This window comes from Paenirhodobacter huangdaonensis (assembly GCF_004022465.1).
GTDB lineage: Bacteria > Pseudomonadota > Alphaproteobacteria > Rhodobacterales > Rhodobacteraceae > Rhodobacter > Rhodobacter huangdaonensis.
This window is the reverse complement of record NZ_SAVA01000002.1, coordinates 291,528-310,251: the sequence shown is the minus strand read 5'-3', so window position 1 is coordinate 310,251 and position 18,724 is coordinate 291,528. Positions and strand designations below refer to the sequence as shown.

General features: G+C 68.5%; 17 protein-coding genes. 10 read left to right on the top strand and 7 right to left on the bottom strand.

Going from position 1 to position 18,724, the window contains the following annotated elements; translation table 11 throughout:
• Nucleotides 1–5: 5 nt before the first annotated feature.
• From mmsB to EOW66_RS04555, 6 genes are all read left to right on the top strand, one after another.
• Nucleotides 6–878, top strand: coding sequence for a 3-hydroxyisobutyrate dehydrogenase (mmsB, locus tag EOW66_RS04580; protein WP_128155181.1), 873 nt, complete (start codon nucleotides 6–8; stop codon nucleotides 876–878).
• 88 nt (nucleotides 879–966) lie between these two features.
• Nucleotides 967–1,416, top strand: coding sequence for a hypothetical protein (locus EOW66_RS04575; RefSeq protein ID WP_128155179.1), 450 nt, complete (start codon nucleotides 967–969; stop codon nucleotides 1,414–1,416).
• Nucleotides 1,417–1,511: 95 nt separating this feature from the next.
• On the top strand, nucleotides 1,512–2,168 hold the full coding sequence (locus EOW66_RS04570) for a Crp/Fnr family transcriptional regulator (protein WP_128155177.1): 657 nt from the start codon (nucleotides 1,512–1,514) through the stop codon (nucleotides 2,166–2,168).
• 103 nt (nucleotides 2,169–2,271) lie between these two features.
• Nucleotides 2,272–2,475, top strand: a complete 204-nt coding sequence (locus tag EOW66_RS04565; protein WP_113899413.1) for a YgaP family membrane protein — start codon at nucleotides 2,272–2,274, stop codon at nucleotides 2,473–2,475.
• Nucleotides 2,476–2,590: 115 nt separating this feature from the next.
• Nucleotides 2,591–2,971, top strand: coding sequence for an excinuclease ABC subunit A (locus tag EOW66_RS04560; RefSeq protein WP_239017492.1), 381 nt, complete (start codon nucleotides 2,591–2,593; stop codon nucleotides 2,969–2,971).
• Between the two features lies 1 nt (nucleotide 2,972).
• Complete coding sequence (locus tag EOW66_RS04555) at nucleotides 2,973–3,332, top strand: hypothetical protein (RefSeq protein WP_128155175.1); 360 nt, start codon at nucleotides 2,973–2,975, stop codon at nucleotides 3,330–3,332.
• A 3-nt stretch (nucleotides 3,333–3,335) separates the two neighbouring features.
• Here the strand turns inward: EOW66_RS04555 and uvrA are convergent, their stop codons facing one another.
• A complete protein-coding gene (gene uvrA / locus EOW66_RS04550) occupies nucleotides 3,336–6,209 on the bottom strand; it encodes an excinuclease ABC subunit UvrA (RefSeq protein ID WP_128155173.1) in 2,874 nt (957 codons plus the stop codon).
• Between the two features lie 267 nt (nucleotides 6,210–6,476).
• Between uvrA and EOW66_RS04545 the strand changes: the two genes are divergently transcribed.
• On the top strand, nucleotides 6,477–6,848 hold the full coding sequence (locus EOW66_RS04545; protein ID WP_128155172.1) for a rhodanese-like domain-containing protein: 372 nt from the start codon (nucleotides 6,477–6,479) through the stop codon (nucleotides 6,846–6,848).
• 58 nt (nucleotides 6,849–6,906) lie between these two features.
• Here EOW66_RS04545 and EOW66_RS04540 read toward each other — a convergent pair whose 3' ends face one another.
• The 6 genes from EOW66_RS04540 to EOW66_RS04515 form a co-directional block, all read right to left on the bottom strand.
• Nucleotides 6,907–8,064, bottom strand: coding sequence for an MFS transporter (locus tag EOW66_RS04540; RefSeq protein ID WP_128155170.1), 1,158 nt, complete (start codon nucleotides 8,062–8,064; stop codon nucleotides 6,907–6,909).
• A 103-nt stretch (nucleotides 8,065–8,167) separates the two neighbouring features.
• On the bottom strand, nucleotides 8,168–9,565 hold the full coding sequence (gene lpdA / locus EOW66_RS04535) for a dihydrolipoyl dehydrogenase (protein WP_128155169.1): 1,398 nt from the start codon (nucleotides 9,563–9,565) through the stop codon (nucleotides 8,168–8,170).
• A gap of 76 nt (nucleotides 9,566–9,641) precedes the next feature.
• The gene (locus EOW66_RS04530; protein WP_128155167.1) at nucleotides 9,642–10,217 is read right to left on the bottom strand and encodes a DUF924 family protein; all 576 of its coding nucleotides are present in this window, start codon (nucleotides 10,215–10,217) and stop codon (nucleotides 9,642–9,644) included.
• Nucleotides 10,218–10,419: 202 nt separating this feature from the next.
• The gene (locus EOW66_RS04525; protein WP_128155165.1) at nucleotides 10,420–11,682 is read right to left on the bottom strand and encodes an MFS transporter; all 1,263 of its coding nucleotides are present in this window, start codon (nucleotides 11,680–11,682) and stop codon (nucleotides 10,420–10,422) included.
• A 53-nt stretch (nucleotides 11,683–11,735) separates the two neighbouring features.
• Nucleotides 11,736–12,803 (bottom strand): tRNA preQ1(34) S-adenosylmethionine ribosyltransferase-isomerase QueA, encoded by a 1,068-nt coding sequence (gene queA, locus EOW66_RS04520; protein ID WP_128155163.1) that lies wholly within the window; start codon nucleotides 12,801–12,803, stop codon nucleotides 11,736–11,738.
• Nucleotides 12,800–16,138 (bottom strand): AsmA family protein, encoded by a 3,339-nt coding sequence (locus tag EOW66_RS04515; RefSeq protein ID WP_128155161.1) that lies wholly within the window; start codon nucleotides 16,136–16,138, stop codon nucleotides 12,800–12,802. The genes queA and EOW66_RS04515 overlap by 4 nt, the downstream gene beginning before the upstream one ends.
• 81 nt (nucleotides 16,139–16,219) lie before the next feature.
• On the opposite strand from EOW66_RS04515, the gene EOW66_RS04510 reads away from it, so the two are divergent.
• The 3 genes from EOW66_RS04510 (at nucleotide 16,220) to EOW66_RS04500 (ending at nucleotide 18,702) form a co-directional block, all read left to right on the top strand.
• Nucleotides 16,220–16,696, top strand: coding sequence for a peroxiredoxin (locus tag EOW66_RS04510; RefSeq protein ID WP_113899423.1), 477 nt, complete (start codon nucleotides 16,220–16,222; stop codon nucleotides 16,694–16,696).
• Nucleotides 16,697–16,895: 199 nt separating this feature from the next.
• On the top strand, nucleotides 16,896–18,215 hold the full coding sequence (locus EOW66_RS04505) for a M23 family metallopeptidase (RefSeq protein ID WP_128155160.1): 1,320 nt from the start codon (nucleotides 16,896–16,898) through the stop codon (nucleotides 18,213–18,215).
• Nucleotides 18,205–18,702, top strand: a complete 498-nt coding sequence (locus tag EOW66_RS04500; protein ID WP_113899425.1) for a bactofilin family protein — start codon at nucleotides 18,205–18,207, stop codon at nucleotides 18,700–18,702. The genes EOW66_RS04505 and EOW66_RS04500 overlap by 11 nt, the downstream gene beginning before the upstream one ends.
• Nucleotides 18,703–18,724: the final 22 nt, after the last annotated feature.

Sequence of the window (18,724 nt, the reverse complement as noted above, 5' to 3'; positions counted from 1 at the left end):
GAAACATGAAGATCGGTTTCATCGGACTTGGGAACATGGGCGGGCCGATGGCCGCCAACCTGGTGAAGGCAGGGCATGAGGTGACGGGCTTCGACCTCAGCGCGCCAATGCCCGAGGGGGTGGCAAAGGCCGCTTCCGCGGCGGCGGCGGCGCAGGGCGCCGAGGTCGTCTTCACCATGCTGCCGAATGGCGCGATCCTGCGCGCCGTGGCGGTCGAGGTGATCCCGGCGATGCCGAAGGGCGCGGTGCTGTGCGACTGCTCGACCGTCGATGTGGAAAGCGCGCGGGCGGTGGCCGAACAGGCGGTGGCGGCCGGGCTTGCGGCCCTTGACGCGCCGGTCTCGGGCGGCGTCGGCGGGGCGACGGCGGGCACGCTGACCTTCATGGTCGGCGGACCGGATGCGGCCTTCGCCACGGTGCAGCCGCTGTTCGACATCATGGGGCAGAAGGCGGTGCATTGCGGCGCCTCGGGCGCCGGTCAGGCCGCGAAGATCTGCAACAACATGATACTCGGCGTCACCATGATCGCCACCTGCGAGGCCTTCGCGCTTGCCGACAAGCTCGGCCTCGACCGCTCGAGGATGTTCGACGTCGTTTCGACGTCCTCGGGCTACAGCTGGACGATGAACGCCTATTGCCCGGCCCCGGGCGTGGGCCCTACCTCGCCCGCCGACAACGACTACAAGCCCGGCTTCGCGGCCGAGCTGATGCTGAAGGACCTGCGGCTGAGCCAGCAGGCGGCCGAGGCGGCCGATGCCGACACCCCGATGGGGCAGCTCGCGGCGGCGCTTTACGCCACCTTCGTCGAGGCCGAGGACGGCCGCGGCAAGGATTTCTCGGCGATGCTGCCGCGGCTTGCGGCGCGTCACCGCGGCTGAGGCGGCAAAATCCGGCCGGGGGTGCGACGGAATGTCTCTCCCCGGCCGTTTCGCCCTCATGGTCACGGTCATGAGGGAGAGCAGTTTCATGCAGATCACCACGCGCAAATCCGTCCTGGCGGCACTGGTGGCAAGCCTTGCCGTCAGCCTTGCCGCACCGATGGCGTCGGCACAGGGGACGCGATCCGCCTGCGTCATGACGTCCGACGGCGCACGCAAATGCGACGGCGCGCCAGGGCAGAAAGCTCAGCCCCGGAACGCCCAGCCGTCGCACAAGGCCAGCGGTCCGAGGACCGCCACGCCATCGAAATCCGCGCACCCGGCCAAGGTCTCCCTGCAGAAAACCGCCCGCCCGCATGTCGGCGAATCGGCCCGCAAGGCCGCGGTCTTCCAGCGGGCACGGAACAGCCGCCTGCCCGCGCCGCCCGTGCACCAGCATTACCGCGTGCTCGACGACACCATCGTCCGCGTCGACGACAGCACGCTGAAGGTGGTGGCAGTGGTCGGGCTGGTCAGCGCCCTCCTCGCCACGAATTAGACGACCGCCACTCACGACGGACCGGGGCAGCCACGGTCGCCCCGGTCTCTTTCGCACCGCTTGCGCCGCGCCGCCCGGCGGGCCAGAACCGGCGCATGAGCGACTGGATCTTTGACACCCCCGCCCTTTCCGGCCTCGAGCCCGCCGCGCGCGCCGCGCTTTCCGTGCTTGCCCCCGTCACCGTGCCGCGCGGCGCGGTGCTGTTTCGTCCGGGCGAGGCGGTGGCGGGCTTTGCGCTCGTGCTCTCGGGCCGGATCGAGGTGTTTCTCACCGGCGCCAACGGGCGCGAGCTGCTGCTTTATGCGGTCGAGCCCGGGCAAAGCTGCGTGCAGACGACACTCGGCCTGCTCGGCGCTGCGGCCTATTCCGGCGAGGCGGTCACTGCGCGCGACACCCGTCTGGTGATGGTGCCGCGGGCGCTCTTCCTGCAGCTGATGGACGACTCGCCGGGGTTTCGGCGCATGGTCTTTGCCGCCTTCGCCGAGCGGATGGAGGGGATGATCCGGCTGATGGAGCGGGTCTCCTTCCAGTCGGTCGATTGCCGGCTGGCGGCCTTCCTCGGCGCACAGGCGCAGGGCGGCAGCCTTACGGCGACACAGCAGGAGATCGCCAGCCAGATCGGCTCGGCGCGCGAGGTGGTGTCGCGCCGGCTCGAGGCCTTCGAGCGGCGGGGATGGGTGCGGCGCGGCCGCGGCCGGGTCGAGATCACCGATGCCGCGGCGCTTGCCCGCCTCGCCCTCGCCGAGGGCTGAGCTTTTTTGCAACTGCAGCGTGATCTGGTCACAGACAGGCGGGGCCGGCTGCGCTACCCTGTGCGCATCGGGCCAAAGCGGCCCCTGACACAGGAGCTTGACCATGTTCAAGAAGAACGAAGGAACCGTTGACCGCGTGGCGCGCATCGTCGTGGGCCTCGTGCTGATCGGCATCTACCTCGCCAACCCGGCCGGCGCCTGGAACTGGCTCGGCCTGATCGGCATCATCCCGCTGGTGACCGGCCTGCTCGGCACCTGCCCGCTCTATTCGATCCTCGGCATCAACACCTGCCCGATGAAGAAGTGATCCGCCGGCCCCGGGGGCCTTCGGCGCCTTGCCGCCGATCCCCCCGGGGCCGCGACAAATCGGGGGAACGCGGTGTCGCGTTTCGGAGTATCTCCGGCACAGAAGGAGATATGACATGAGTCTTGCAAAGATCGTCCCCGTTCTTGGCCTTGCGCTGAGCACAGCCCTTGTGCCCGTCACAAGCTTTGCCGGCAACGGACACGGCCATGACAAGGATCGCGGCCATCGCCGCGGGCATGTGATCTATACCGAGGCCCCGGGCTGCCCGCCCGGCCTCGCGAAGAAGCACAACGGCTGTCTGCCGCCCGGTCAGGCAAAGAAATGGCAGCGTGGCGAGCGGATCCGCGGCGATTACATCCTCATCCGCGATCCGGATCGCTATCGCCTCGACCGTCGCAATACCTATTGGCGCAGCGGCGATTACGTCTATCGGGTCGAGCCGCAGACCGGCAAGGTGCTGGACCTGATCGGCGCGGTCTCGGCGCTGCTGAACTGAGATGACGGGCGGGGCCCGCGCCCTGCCCCTGGTGCTTGTCGCGGCGCTGGCCGCGGCAGGCGCAAGGGCCGAGACGGCGCTGCCCGAGGGCGCGACGGCCTGCAAGGTGATGCCGGCCTCGGGCGTGACCTTCTGCAAGTTCGGCAACCGCTGGATCGCCACCACGGCGCGCGCGCCCGATCTTGCCGTCGGCGATCCCTTCCCGATCTACGAACAGTCGATGCTGATGGATCTCGACCGCTATGGCCTGCCGCCGGTCGACGGGCCGTGGCGCTATTACCGGCGCGACGGCGTGATCTACAAGGTCTCGGCGCGCGACGGCCGGGTGATCGAGATCCTCGGCCGCCGCACCAGCCGCTGAGCCCTATTCAGCCGCGGCCTTCAGCCCCAGCATCGGCGCAAGATAGCGCCCGGTATGGCTGTGCGGGTTCACCGCGACCTCCTCGGGGGTGCCGGTCGCAACGATCTGGCCGCCGCCATCGCCGCCTTCGGGGCCGATGTCGATGATCCAGTCGGCGGTCTTGATGACGTCGAGGTTGTGCTCGATCACCACCACGGTATTGCCCTGATTGACCAGCTCGTGCAGCACCTCGAGGAGCTTGCGCACATCCTCGAAATGCAGCCCCGTCGTCGGCTCGTCGAGGATGTAGAGCGTGCGGCCGGTGGCGCGGCGCGCCAGTTCCTTCGACAGCTTCACCCGCTGCGCCTCGCCGCCCGACAGCGTCGTCGCCTGCTGGCCGACCTTGATATAGCCCAGCCCGACCTCGACCAGCGCATCCATCTTCTCGCGGATCGAGGGCACCGCCTTGAAGAAGCCCTGCGCATCCTCGACCGTCATGTCGAGCACATCGGCGATCGACTTGCCCTTGAACTGGATCTCCAGCGTCTCGCGGTTGTAGCGCTTGCCCTTGCAGGTTTCGCATTCGACATAGACGTCGGGCAGGAAGTGCATCTCGATCTTGATGACGCCATCGCCCTGACAGGCCTCGCAGCGCCCGCCCTTGACGTTGAAGCTGAACCGCCCCGGCTTGTAGCCGCGCGCCTGCGCCTCGGGCAGGCCCGAGAACCAGTCGCGAATGGGGGTGAAGGCGCCGGTATAGGTCGCCGGGTTCGAGCGCGGCGTGCGCCCGATCGGGCGCTGGTCGATGTCGATCACCTTGTCGAGCTGTTCAAAGCCCTTGATCGTCTCGCAGGGCGCCGGCGTCTCGCGCGCGCCGTTCAACCGCATCGCCGCGGTCTTGAACAGGGTCTCGATCGTCAGCGTCGACTTGCCACCGCCCGAGACGCCGGTGACGCAGACGAACTTGCCAAGCGGAAAGTCGACGGTCACGTCCTTCAGGTTGTTGCCCGAGGCCTTGACCACGGTGAGCTTCTTGCCGTTGCCCTTGCGGCGCTTGGCCGGCACCTCGATGCACCGGGTGCCGGAAAGATACTGGCCGGTGAGCGAGGCCGGATCGCGGGCGATCTCCTCGGGCGTGCCATGGGCGACGACGCGGCCGCCATGCACCCCCGCCCCCGGGCCGATGTCGAAGACATAGTCGGCCTGGCGGATCATGTCCTCGTCATGCTCGACCACCAGCACGGTGTTGCCCGCGTCGCGCAGGTTCTTCAGCGTGTCGATCAGCCGGTCGTTGTCGCGCTGATGCAGCCCGATCGAGGGCTCGTCGAGCACGTAAAGCACCCCGGTCAGCCCGGAACCGATCTGCGAGGCCAGCCGGATGCGCTGGCTTTCCCCGCCCGAGAGCGTGCCGGCCGCACGGCTGAGCGTCAGGTAATCGAGCCCGACGTTCACCAGGAAGCCAAGCCGCTCGCGGATCTCCTTCAGGATCGGGCGGGCGATCTCGTTGCGCTGCTTGGTCAGCGATGCCGGCACGGTCTCGGCCCAGGCATGGGCCTCGCGGATCGACATCTCGACCACCTGCCCCACATGCAGCCCGCCGATCTTCACCGCCAGCGCCTCGGGGCGCAGCCGGTAGCCGTGGCAGGCGCCACAGGGGCGGTTGTTCTGATAGCGCTCGAATTCCTCGCGCACCCAGGCGCTGTCGGTCTCGCGATAGCGCCGCTCCATGTTCGGGATCACGCCCTCGAAGGTGCGGCTGACCTCGTAGACGCGGCCGGCCTCGTCGAAGCGGAACTTGATCTCGTCCTTGCCCGAGCCATAGAGGAACAGCTTCTGCACCTGTTCCGGCAGGTCCTTCCATGGCTTGCGCTTGTCAAAGCCGTAATGCTTGGCCAGCGCCTCGATGGTCTGGGTGAAATAGGGGCTTTTCGATTTCGCCCAGGGCGCCAGCGCACCCGCGGGGATCGACAGCGACTGATCGGGCACGACAAGCCGCTCGTCGAAGAACAGCTCGACGCCGAGCCCGTCACAGACCGGGCAGGCGCCGAAGGGCGCGTTGAAGGAGAACAGCCGCGGCTCGATCTCGGGGATGGTGAAGCCCGAGACCGGACAGGCGAATTTCTCGGAAAACGTGGTGCGGGTGGGCTCCTTGCCGGCCTCGATCTCGTCGGCGCTCAGCGCCTCCTCGAAGATCGCGATGCCGTCGGCCAGATCGAGCGCGGTGCGGAAACTGTCGGCGAGCCGTGTCTCCAGCCCCTCGCGCACCACGATCCGGTCGACCACCACGTCGATGTTGTGGCGGAACTTCTTGTCGAGCACGGGCGGCTCCTCGAGCTCGTAGAAGGCGCCGTCCACCTTCACCCGCTGGAAGCCCGCCTTCTGCCATTCGGCGAATTCCTTGCGGTATTCGCCCTTGCGGTCGCGCACCACCGGGGCCAGCAGATAGCCGCGCGCGCCCTCGGGCATCGCCATCACCCGGTCGACCATGTCCTGCACCTGCTGCGCCTCGATCGGCAGGCCGGTCGCGGGGCTGTAGGGGGTGCCGACGCGGGCGAAGAGCAGGCGCAGGTAATCGTAGATCTCGGTCACCGTGCCCACCGTCGAGCGCGGATTCTTCGAGGTCGTCTTCTGCTCGATCGAGATCGCCGGCGACAGGCCCGAGATATGGTCGACGTCCGGTTTCCCCATCATGTCGAGGAACTGCCGGGCATAGGCCGACAGGCTTTCGACATAGCGCCGCTGGCCCTCGGCATAGATCGTGTCGAAGGCGAGCGAGGACTTGCCCGAGCCCGAAAGCCCGGTGATCACGGTCAGTGCGTCGCGCGGAATGTCGAGATCGACATTCTTCAGATTGTGCTCGCGCGCACCGCGGATTTCGATGAACTTCTGCTCGGCCATGACCGCCCCCGTTACCACGCCCCCTAGATAGGGTATGGCGCGGGAGTCTCCAATCGAAATGTGAGAACGGAAGCGGAACAATTGGCGACAGATCGCCGGTGCGGCCCGAAATTCGGGCAGTCCGGGCCGGGGCAGCGCCACCCATTCTATTTTGTGAATACATTTTTCACCGCGGCGCCGCATCCGGTCTTGATCTGCCCCGCCGATCTGCCACATCAGAAGGCGATTGCGGCCCGCGGGGGGCCGCCCGGAACAGGAATTTGCGGCATGTTCAACTTTCTTCGCCCCGGCGGCGGCGCGCAGGTGCAACGCATCAACCCGAAGGACGCGGTGGCCAGGGCCGCCAGGGGCGAAATCACGCTGATCGACGTGCGCGACATGAACGAGCTGCGCGCCTCGGGCAAGGCAAAGGGCGCGCTGCATGTGCCGCTGAGCGTGGTCAAGATGAAGTGCGCCCCGTCGAGCCCCGAATGCCTGAAGGCGCTGTCGGTCGAGAAGCCGGTGGTGGTCTATTGCGCCTCGGGCGGGCGCTCGCAGGCGGCGGGGCAGATGCTCGCGCAGATGGGCTATCAGCAGGTGTTCAACCTCGGCGGGCTTTCCGACTGGCACGCCGCGGGCGGCCCGATCGAGCGCGTCTGAGCGCGCCCGACATGACAGCGGAAAGGGGCGCGGCGCGCCCCTTTTTTCATGCCCGCGTTCAGGCCCGGGCGCGGCGGTGCGACAGCCACAGGTGCATCGCGATGCCGCCAAGGCACAGGGGCAGCGCAAAGGCCGCGATCGCCTGCGGCCCCATCGCCGCGGTCAGGGCAAGCAGCAGCGGCGTGCCGAGCGTGGTGCCGACATTGCCCAGCTGCGCGATCGCGCCCGCCGCCTGCGCCCGGCTGGCGGGGGTCTCGTTGAGTTCGGGGATCGCGGCAAAGCTCGCGCCTTGCACGAAACCGAGCCCCGCCGACAGCAGGAAGGCCGCGCCGACCTGCGCCGCGCCCGAGGTGACGGCCCAGCCCGCCGCGGCCAGCGCCCCCACGGCAAAGCCGATCTGGGCGGTGCGCACGGCGCCGATGCGGCGGGTGAACTGCACCCCCAACCCCAGCGAGCTGGCGATCGACAGAAGCGGCATCAGAGCCGCGGTCAGCCCGCGCCACCGCGGCTCGACCAGCCCCGGCACCAGCGTCAGCGCCGCGACGAAGATCATCGTGTAGAAGATGAAGCCGAGCGCCGGGGCGGCGATGCGCGGGCTGGCATAGATCGCCAGATGGTCGCGCAGCACGGTGCCCAGCTGCAGCGGCGGCGCCGGCAGGATCGTCTCGCGCGGCAGCACAACGGCCAGCAGCCCCGCCGCGACCAGCATCAGCCCCGCATGCACCGCCCAAAGCGCAGCGGCCCCATGCGCCTGCGCGAAGGGCAGACCGAAGAAGGCCGTCACCGCGAAGGCAAGGCCGAAGAAGGTCGACCACAGCGTCATCGCCGCGGCCTGATCGCGCGGCGCCGCGGCCCCCGCAATCAGCACCGGCCCGGCGACGACGATGGCGAGATGGGCAAAGCCCTCGGCCACGCGCGAAGCGATCATCAGGCCAAGCGGCAGGCCAAGGCATTGCAGCGCCGAGAGCCCCGCCCCCGCCACCAGCGCGCCGATGATGATCCGCCGCGCGCCTGCCCGCGCCACGATCAGCCCCGCCGTGGTGCCGAAGACGATGCCCACCGCACCGACGACCGAGACCACCAGGCCAAGCCGCGTGCCGGCCTCGGGCCAGATCGCCGCAAGCTCCTGAAAGATCACGCCCACTTTCGCGAACTGACCCGCGGCGCAGAGCCCCGCGAACCACAACGCGAAAATCGCGCCCCACCGCGTCTGCATCCTGCCCCGCTCCGTCAACTGAAAGGGGCCCCTGCGGGCCCCTTGCAAACCTGTGCCGCGGCGCGGCGTGAGGTCAAGAAAATTCAGACCATGCGGTCAGAAATCAGAAGTGGATCGCCCGGCCATAGGCATCGAGCACCGCCTCGTGCATCATCTCGCTCAGCGTCGGATGCGGGAAGACGGTCTCGATCAGGTCTTCCTCGGTGGTCTCGAGCTTGCGGCCGATGACATAGCCCTGAATGAGCTCGGTCACTTCGGCGCCGATCATGTGCGCGCCCAGAAGCTCGCCGGTCTTCGCATCGAAGACCGTCTTCACCAGCCCCTCGGGTTCGCCAAGCGCGATCGCCTTGCCGTTGCCGACGAAGGGGAAGCGGCCGACCCTGATCTCATAACCCGCGGCCTTCGCCTTCTCCTCGGTCAGACCGACCGAGGCGACCTGCGGGTGGCAATAGGTGCAGCCGGCGATCGAGCCGGGCTTGACCGGATGGGCGTGCAGGCCGGCGATCAGCTCGGCAACCATCACCCCCTCGTGGCTGGCCTTGTGCGCAAGCCAAGGCGCCCCGGCGATGTCGCCGATCGCATAAAGCCCCGGCACCCCGGTGCGGCAATATTCATCGACCACGACATGGCTGCGGTCGATCTTCACGCCGAGCGCCTCGAGGCCGAGGTTCTCGACGTTGCCGACGATGCCGACGGCCGAGATCACCGTGTCGAATTCGGCGGTGGTGGTGCCCTTCGCATCCTCGAGATGCGCGGTCACGCCGACGCCCGGCTTGCGGTCGAGCTTCTTCACCGTGGTCTTCTCGAGGATCTTCATCCCCTGCTTGACGAAGGCCTTCTTGGCGAAAGCCGAAATCTCGGCATCCTCGACCGGCAGCACCCGGTCCATCACCTCGACCACCGTCACCTCGGCGCCGAGCGTGTTGAAGAAGCTGGCGAATTCGATGCCGATCGCGCCCGAGCCGATGACCAGGAGCTTTTTCGGCATCCGCACCGGCACCAGCGCGTGCTTGTAGGACCAGACCAGATCGCCATCCGCCTCGAGCCCGGGCAGGCTGCGCGCGCGGGCGCCGGTGGCGAGGATGATGGCCTTCGCGGTCAGCTCTTCCACGCCCTTCTCGGTCTTCACCGAGACCAGGCCGGGCTTGGGCAGCGTGGCCTCGCCCATCACCACGGTGACCTTGTTCTTCTTCAGCAGATGCGCGACGCCGCCCGAGAGCTGCTTGGCGACCCCGCGCGAGCGCGCGACGACCGCGTCGAGATCATAGCCGATCCCCTCGGCCTTCAGGCCGAATTCCTTGGCGCGGTGCATCAGGTGGAAGACCTCGGCCGAGCGCAAGAGCGCCTTCGTCGGGATGCAACCCCAGTTCAGGCAGATGCCGCCCAGATGCTCGCGTTCCACCACCGCGACATTCAGCCCGAGCTGTGCGCCGCGGATCGCCGCCACATAACCCCCCGGCCCCGCGCCGATCACGATCATGTCGAAGCTTCTGGCAGCCATGTCTCACCCTCCGCTGGAAACTAGTTTGGTATTAAACTATTTCCCACAGGGCTTCAACGATGGTTTTCGGCACGGTTCAGGCCGCAACCCCGGGGGCCTGCGCCCGCAGCGCCCAGTCATAGCCGCCCGCCCACAGGAAAGCCGCCTCCTCATCGGAGGAGCGCCGCCCCGCCACCGCGTTGCGCCAGGGGAAGCGGCCGAAGCGGCGGATCACCAGATGCCGGGCGCGGGCGTCGTGGATCGCGCCCTCGGGCATGCGTTCCTCGAACAGCCGCACCCCCTGCTCCTGCGCGCGCAGATCCTCGGCGTGGATGAAGGGCATGTAGAAAAACTGCCGCATCGGTCCGGCGATCTGCAGGTCATGCCCGCTTTCGATGGCGCGGGCGGCAACCTCGCGCGCGTGCTCGTCGGTCAGCCAGCATTCGCGGCAGCCGCGGAACATCCGGCGCGGAAACTGGTCAAGGACGATGACGAGGGCAAGCGCCCCCTCGGCCGATTGCGCCCAGGGCGCAAGCGTTCCGATCATCGCCTTGCGCCAGAGCCTCTCGAACCGTTTTCGGATCTCGAGATCGAGGCCAGGATCGTGAGCAAACCAGCGTTCCGGCCCGACGACATCGCGCCAGAACGCGATCACGGGAGTGATCTGTTCCATGTCAGCAGCTTTCCAAGTCGAGAGAGAGTGCGGGCAATATGACACGGTTTGGAGATGGAACCATGATTTTCCCGGCGCAAGACAGAGTGTCGCAGAACAAAGACCGGACAGCCGCGGAAGCCGCGCCGCGCGCGCCGGCTTTGCGGGCAGATGCCCGCCCGGCAGGCGCGATGTGCGGAAATTCAGGGCGTGGCAGCCGGGCTCAGTGCGGCTGCGGCGGGGTCGCGGAGGACGACTCATCCTGCGCCGCCTCGAGCGCCTCGCCCACCGCAAGCGCCGTCGCCGAGGGCGAGATCACCGTGAAGGCGCCGGTATCCTCGGGCGCCATCGACGGGCGCCGGGTCATCCGCCAGGCCGCATAGCCGGCAAGGAACGCGGTCAGCAGGCTCAGGTACAGGAAGAAGCCGCCGGTGCCCACCGCCTCCATCAGCCAGCCGGTGATCGGCGGCCCCATCATCGCGCCGATGCCGTTGACGAACAGCAGCCCGCCCGAGGCCGCGGCCATGTCGCTGTTGTCGAGATAGTCGTTGGTATAGGCCACCAGCAGCGAATAGAGCGGGTTCGCCACGCCGCCGATCACCGCGCCGAGCAGGGTCAGCAGCCAGAACCCCGGCGCCAGCAGGAAGGCCGCCAGCATCGCGACCGAGCCCACCGCCGAGACAAGGAAGATCAGCCGGCGCCGGTCCATCCGGTCCGAGATCCAGCCGATCGGATATTGCGCGATCATCCCGCCGATATAGATGCTGGCGATGAAGATCGAGATCTGCGGCACCGAGAGCCCGGCCTGCGTGCCCCAGACCGAGGCCATGCCGAACACCGCCGAGAACACCCCGCCCATCACGAACATGCCGACCACGCCCAGCGGCGAGGCCGCGAAGAGCTTGCGGAAATTGAGCCGCTGCACCTCGGCGAAGGTCGGCGCCGGCGCCACCGAGAGCAGGATCGGGGTGAAGGCCAGCGACACCAGCACCGAGGGGATGACGAACAGCGTCCAGCCCGCCGGGTCGGCGGTGTTCATCAGGACCTGCCCGGCGACGATGCCGATCATCTGCACGATCATGTAGGCCGACAGCGCCTGACCGCGGGTCTCGTTCGTGCTCGAGGCGTTCAGCCAGCTTTCGGCGGTGATGTAGACACCCGAGAAGCTGAAACCGATCACCACGCGCAGCGCCGCCCAGGCAAGCCAGTGCGGCACCGCGGCGTAAAGGATCAGCACCGCCGAGATCAGCGAGCCGAGCGCGGCGAAGACCCGCACATGGCCGACCCGGCGGATCATCACCGGCGTCATCTGCGAGCCGAACAGGAAGCCCGCGAAATAGCCCGACATGACGACCGACATCTGATAGGTGCCGATGCCCTCGATCGCGCCGCGCACGCCCAGCAGCGTGCCCTGCATGCCGTTGCCGACCATGAACAGAAGCACGCCCAGAAGCAGGGGCCAGGAGGTGCGCAGAACGGTCAGCATCGGGAACTCCGCATTCGGTGAAAGGCCAGATATAGGGCGGTCTTGCCCAAGGATCAGGCAGATTTACGACGTTCCGGTATCAGAAGCGACGCGTCGCCGTAAGAGAAGAAACGATAGCCCGATTTCACCGCATGGTCATAGATGGCGCGGATGCGATCTTGCCCCATCAGCGCCGAAACCAGCATCAGCAGCGTCGACTTCGGCAGGTGGAAATTGGTCATCAGCGCATCGGTCACCCGGAAGCGATAGCCCGGGTAGATGAAGATCTCGGTGGTGCCGCGGAACGGGCGCATCGTGCCGTCCCCGGCCGCCGCGCTCTCGATCAGCCGCAGCGCGGTGGTGCCGACCGGGATGATCCGCCCGCCCGCGGCGCGGGTGGCGTTGATCTCCGCCGCCGCCGCCGCGGTGACCTCGCCCCATTCCGAATGCATCTTGTGGGTCTCGACGTCCTCGACCTTCACCGGCAGGAAGGTGCCGGCGCCCACATGCAGCGTCACCTCGGTGAATGCGACGCCCTTCGCATGGATCGCCTCAAGCAGCGGCATGGTGAAATGCAGGCTTGCCGTCGGCGCCGCCACGGCACCCGAGTGGCGCGCGAAGACGGTCTGGTAATCGGTCTTGTCGGCCTCGTCGGGGGCGCGCAGCGCGGCGATATAGGGCGGCAGCGGCATCGCCCCCGCCGCGGCCAGCGCCGCGTCGAAATCGGGCCCCGACAGGTTGAAGGCCAGCCGCAGCTGTGCCGCCTCGATCGCGCGCACCTCGGCCGAAAGCGCGTCGGAAAAGCGGATCGTCTCGCCTTCCTTCAGCTTGCGCAGCGGTTTCGCGAGCGCCGTCCACTCGCCCGAGGCCTGCGGCTCGAGCAGCGTGATCTCGACCTTTGCCGTCACCTCGCCCTGCCCGGTCATGCGGGTGCGGGTGCCGCTCAGCCGGGCTGGAATCACCTTGGTGTTGTTCAGCACCAGCCGGTCGCCCGGGCGAAACAGATCGACCAGATCCGCAACATGCAGATCGCGGATCCTGTCCCCTTCCGCCAGCAGCAGCTTTGCCGCCGTGCGCGGCCGCGCCGGGCGCGTCGCAATCAGCCCCTCGGGCAGATCGAAGTCGAAATCTTCAAGTTTCATTCCGTCACCATTGTCGGCGGCGCGCGGCGGAAGATCTCGCGGAACATGCCCGGCGTGAAGATCGACAGCGGGTTGATCACCACCCTCGGCGCCGCCGCCGTGCCCTTGAGCGTGTAGGTGAAGCCGAACAGCCCCTCGCCCGGGCGAGACAGGATCTGCCCGATCGCGTTGATGAGGTAGAACGGCGACACCACACCCTCCATGTCGATCTGTCCCGTGCCCGGATAGAAATTGCCGGTCAGGGTCACCGCCATCGAGGCGCCCGTGGCCGCGCCCCTTGTGACGCTGACCCCCTGCGGGGTCAAGCGGAAGGCGGCCTCGACATCGCTGAACAGGATCCCCTCGCCATTGAGCTGCTCGAGCAGGCCGATGATCGAGGCGGCCGACAGCATCGAGGCAAGCGTCGGCGCGTCCTTCACCCGCAGGTTCGAGATCTTCACGTTGCCGTCGTAGCTGGCCTGCCCGATCGGCGAGAGGGTGAGGGACAGCGCGCCGCCCGCGGCCTTGCCGAAGATGCCCGAGGAGGCGAGCGCCGCCCCGGCGTCATCGCCTGAGATCCGCACCGCGGTGCGCCCGGTCTCGGACGGCCCGACAAGGCCCGACACCGGCGCGCCGCCGTTCACCTGCCCCCCGAAGGCGCCGGCAAGGCCGTTGCGGGTGGTGAAGCTGCCGTCGAAACCGGTGAGCGCGATGGTGTCGGTGATCGTCAGCCGGTCGAGTTTCGCCTTGATCCGGTTGCCGCCGCCCGCGCCGCCCTGCGCGCCCTTGCCAAAGCGCGCGCTGCGCAGGTCGAGCCGGCCCGAGGTGACGGTGACGTCGGGCGCCCGGCCCGCGCCGCGGCCGATCAGCTCGGCCCCGCCCGAGAACCAGCCGCCGACCGCAAGCTTCGGGAACCGCGCCCGCTCGAAGCCCGAGGCGTTCAGCGTCAGGCCGCCCTCGGCGCTCAGCCCGGGAGCAGTGAGGGCAATCTTCTCGACCGTGGGCGGCGTGCCGAGCGCGCCCGAAAGCGTCAGATCGCCCTTCGCCGGCGCCGCCTTCGACCAGCCGATCTCGGGGATCGCCAGGCTCAGGCCGCGCAGGTCGCTCTCGAAACTGTAGCGCGCCGGAGCGCCCTCGGTCAGCGCCAGCGCCATGCGCCCCCAGCCAGAGCCGGAGACAGCGCCTTTTGGCAGAGAAATGTTCAGACTTTCAAGAGATTGCGGGGTAACGTTCACATAGCCATCGACGTTCGAAACGCCCTTGTGCTCGGGGCCGAACTGCTGCGACCAGCGCGCATCGAAAGGCACGGCATCGAACAGGCCGCGCCCGGCAATCGCCATGCCGGCACGGTCGGCGCGCAGCGTCAGCGCCGGCGCGGTCAGCACCCGACCGGGCACCACGGTCTCCGAGCGCACGTCGGTCAGTCGCGCGAAGACGTCGAAGTCGATGTCCTCGGGGGTGATTTTCGGCAGCATGCGAAAGCGCAGATCGGTGCGCGCCTCGGCCCAGCCGGTGGCGATGTCGGGGGTCTTGCCGGCCTTGGTCAGGAACTCGAAGGGCGGCTGGTCAAGCAGTGACAGCGCCGCCGGGATCGGCGCACGGGTAATCAGCGTCACCTCGGCGCGGGCGGGCTTCTCGCGGATGTCGGGCACCACCATCACCGAATCCGCCACCTCGATGCGGCCGCCCTGCGGCGCATCGACCGAGCCCTCCTCGACCATCAGCGCGTGCGAATTGTCGTGGATCGTGGCGAAGCCGCGGCCCTCGCGCACTGGCGGCAGGGTGCGCAGGATCGTCACCTCGGCGCCGCGGAACTCGTAGCCGAGTTCCATCCGCGGTTCCTTGCCGGGATCGAGGCGCAGCGCGGACCGCACGTTGCGCAGCTCGCCGGTGGCGACGTTCTCCGCAAGCCAGCGCCGCGTCGGCTCGACCAGCGCCGGCGGCCAGAGCGCGAGCAGATCGCCCTGGCTGATCCGCCCGACGCCCGCATCGAAGGCGACATGCCAGCCCTCGGGGCCGGCCGAAATCCTGCCCCGCCCGGTGATCCGCCGCTCGCCCTCGACCAGCGAAAGCTGACCGATCTCGACGCGGAACGGGGCGAAGCGCAGGCGGATGTCGACCGAGCCCTCGGAAATCCGCGCCGGTTTCTCGAAGATCCCCTCGGGGTCCGCCTCGAGGTCGCTCAGCGCCACCTGGATCAGCGCGCTGCGCGGCAATCCGTTCGCGAAGTCACGCAGCAGCGTCTGGCCCGAGGCCTTGAAGCGCAGCGCCTTGCTGGCAAAGCTCGCGTCGCTGAAGCGCACCTTCTGCCCGGTCGGCTCATAGCTCAGATGCACCTGCCCGCCCTCGAAGGGCACCGCGCGCAGCCCCTCGGCCGGGCTGATCGCACCGGCACCGATCTTCAGCGTCGCATCGACCCGCTTCAGCGCGCCGCTTGCGTCGATGCCCGAACGGAAGGTGCCCGAGATCGGCGCATCGAGCAGGCCAAGGACGGCAAGCGCGGGCGATTGCATGGCCAGATCGGCGGCGGGCACATCGGTGACGGCGGCGCCGAACTCGGCCTCGGGCCCGGTCTTCGAGGTCGAGGCCGAAAGCGCCACCTGCGCCGGCAGCTCGCCGCTCTCGCCGACATCGAAGGCGAGCGTGAGGCCGATCTTCTCGGCGTCCTGGCTCAGCTTGAAGCGGCCGTCCGACACCTGCCAGACCTTGCCGAGCCGCGCGTCGTCAAGCCGGATGCGCACACCGTCAGCGGTGATCTGCTCGAGCCGGGCAAGCGCGGGGGTGGCAAAGGCCGCCTCGATCGCGGTGGTCACCTCGCCGGCATTGGCGAACTGGATGCCCTGCAACCCGCCCGCCCCGCCGAGGTCGAGGTCGATGCGCCCGTCCGGCAGCCGGCGCAGCGCCACCGTCGCGCCGCGGATCCGGAACGAGCGCGGCACCACCTTGCCGCGCAGGAGCGGCTCGACCCAGAGCGACATCCGCAGCTCCGGCAGCACCGCAATCGGCAGGCCCGAGGGGCGCGCGATCTGCACCATTTTCAGCCGCACCCGCGGCACGAAGCCCTCGTCGATGAAGACATCGCCGCCGCCGGTCAGCGCCACCTTCAGCCGTCCCGCCAGCATCGCATTCGCCCGGGTCTCGGCCTGGGAGATCACCCAGCCGGGGGCGGCGAGGGGCTGGTGGGAGAGCGCGAGGAACGCGATCAGCGCGGCGGCGGCCAGCAGCGGCAGGCTCAGGATCAGCCAGATGCCGACGCGCCCGCGACGCGCGGACCCGCGGCGCAGCCCTTCGGGCAGCCCCTCGCCCCCGGCGCCCCCGGCACCGGGGTGCGCCCCCTCCTCGTCGTCGCTCGTCATGCCTGTTCGTCTGCCATCGGCGGTTTACATTCCGGTCTTGCGATCTAGACCTAGCATCGTCGCACAAGCAAGGAGATGCAAATGATCGGCATCGGCGAAATCGCGCCGGACTTCACCCTGCCGCGCACAGGGAATGGCACCGGCGAAACCACACTCACCCTCTCGGCGCTGCGGCCGCGGCCGGTGGTGCTCTACTTCTACCCGAAGGACGACACCCCCGGCTGCACCATCGAGGCGCTCGACTTCACCCGCCTCGCGGCCGAATTCGCAGCCGCCGGGGCGGTCGTCATCGGGATCTCGCGCGACACCCTGTCCAAGCACGAGAAGTTCTGCGCCAAGCACGGGCTCGGCATCCCGCTCGTCTCGGACGAGGACGGCGCAACCTGCGCGGCCTACGGCACCTGGGTCGAGAAGACGATGTATGGCCGCACCTCGATGGGGATCCAGCGCGCCACCTTCCTGATCGACGGCAGCGGCACGGTCGCACAGGTCTGGCCGAAGGTCGCGGTCAAGGGCCATGCCGAGGCCGTTCTCGCAGCCGTGAAGGCGCTCGGCTGAAACCGGCCGGGCAGAATCGGCGGGATCTTGCGCATCAGGGGGGAATTCGGCGCTCCCCCGTGGAACCGGGGGCGAAAGCGGTTGCGCCGCAGCGCCCCCGGTTGCTAAGCCGGGCCGTCCGCTGCGGGGCGCCTGAGGGCGTCGCCCCGGACCCCCGGGGCCCGGCCCCGTTCTGATGACCACTTCACAGGACCCAAGCGTGCCCAAACGCCTCATTGCCCGCGTGAATTCGAGCCTCGGACGGTTCCTTCCCGAACAGCGGCTCTTCATGAAATCCGACAGCGCCACCCGCTTCGTGCGGCTGCGCCCGATCACCCAGGCCTGGGTGCTGGCCGCAGCGGGGGCGTTCTTCCTCTGGGCGGTGGTGGCAACCTCGCTGCTGTTCATCGCCGGCATCTCCTCGGGCTCGACGCGCGAGCAGGCGGCGATCGCCCAGGCCGCCTTCGAGCAGCGCCTCGTCACCCTCGCCAAGGAGCGCGACAGCCGCGCCAGCGAAGCCGTGGCGGCGCAGGAGCGCTTCCAGCTCGCACTCGCCCAGGTGTCGCAGATGCAGTCGCAACTGCTCGCCTCGGAAGAGCGCCGGCGCGAGCTCGAGACCGGGATCGACGTGATCCAGGGCACGCTGCGCCGCACCATGACCGAGCGCGACACCGCCCGCGCCGCCCTGGCGAAAACCCAGGGCACGGAGGCCGGCAAGGCGAATTCGCTGAGCGCGCGCGCCGATGACATGGCAAGCACCGTCGACATGCTCTCGAGCGTGCTGAGCAGCACCGCCGCCGAGCGCGACGCCGCGGCCCGCGATGCCGAGGATGCCCGCGTCGAGACCGACCGGATCGCGCTGGAAAAGCGCCTGCTCGAGGAACGCAACGACGAGATCTTCACCACCCTCGAGGGCGCGGTGAAAGTGTCGATGACGCCGCTCGACCGGATGTTCAAGAACGCCGGCATGAACCCCGACTCGATCCTGAGCCAGATCCGCAAGGGCTATTCCGGCACCGGCGGGCCGCTGATGCCGATCTCCTATTCGACCAAGGGCGAAGACCCGGCGATCGCCCGCGACGCGGCCCGCGCGAACGGCATCCTCGAACGGCTCGACGAGATGAACATGTACCGCATCGCCGTCGACAAGCTGCCCTTCGCGATTCCGATCTACGGCGGCTATCGCTTCACCTCGCCCTTCGGCTATCGCTGGGGCCGGCTGCATGCCGGCATTGACCTCGCCGGCCCGGTCGGCATGCAGGTCCACGTCCCGGCCGACGGCATCGTCACCGCCGCCGAATGGGAGAACGGCTATGGCAATGTGGTGAAGGTCCGGCACGAGTTCGGCGTCTCCACCGTCTATGGCCACCTGTCCAGAATCCGCGTGAGGGTCGGGCAAAAAGTGTCGCGCGGGGACGTGATTGGTGATAGTGGCAATACCGGACGGTCCACCGGACCGCATCTGCACTATGAAATCCGGGTCGGGGGCAACCCCATCAACCCGATGACCTTCATCAAGGCTGCGAAAGATGTTTTCTAAGAGCAAGATCCATGATCCGGGCCCGAAGGCCACTCCGGAAACCGACAAGCCGAAGGCCGAGACCCCGGTCACCCGCCCGGCGGGTGACCTTGCACCGGGCACGCCGCGGGCGAAGCCGCCGGCCTCGGTGCTGTCCTCGGATCTGACCATAGTCGGCAACATCAAGACCACCGGCGACGTTCAGGTCGAGGGCGTGGTCGAGGGCGATATCCGCGCCCATCTGCTGACCGTGGGCGAAACCGCCACCATCCGCGGCGAGATCGTCGCCGACGATATCGTGGTGAACGGCCGCGTCGTCGGCCGCGTGCGCGGTCTCAAGGTGCGTCTGACTTCGACCGCCCGGGTCGAGGGCGACATCATCCACAAGACCATCGCGATCGAAAGCGGTGCGCATTTCGAGGGCTCGGTGCAGCGTCAGGAAGACCCGTTGCAGGGCGCGCAGGCGCCGAAGCTCGCGCCGCCGGACCCCGCTGCGCCGAAGGCCTGAGGCCACTGGCAGGCAATGATCT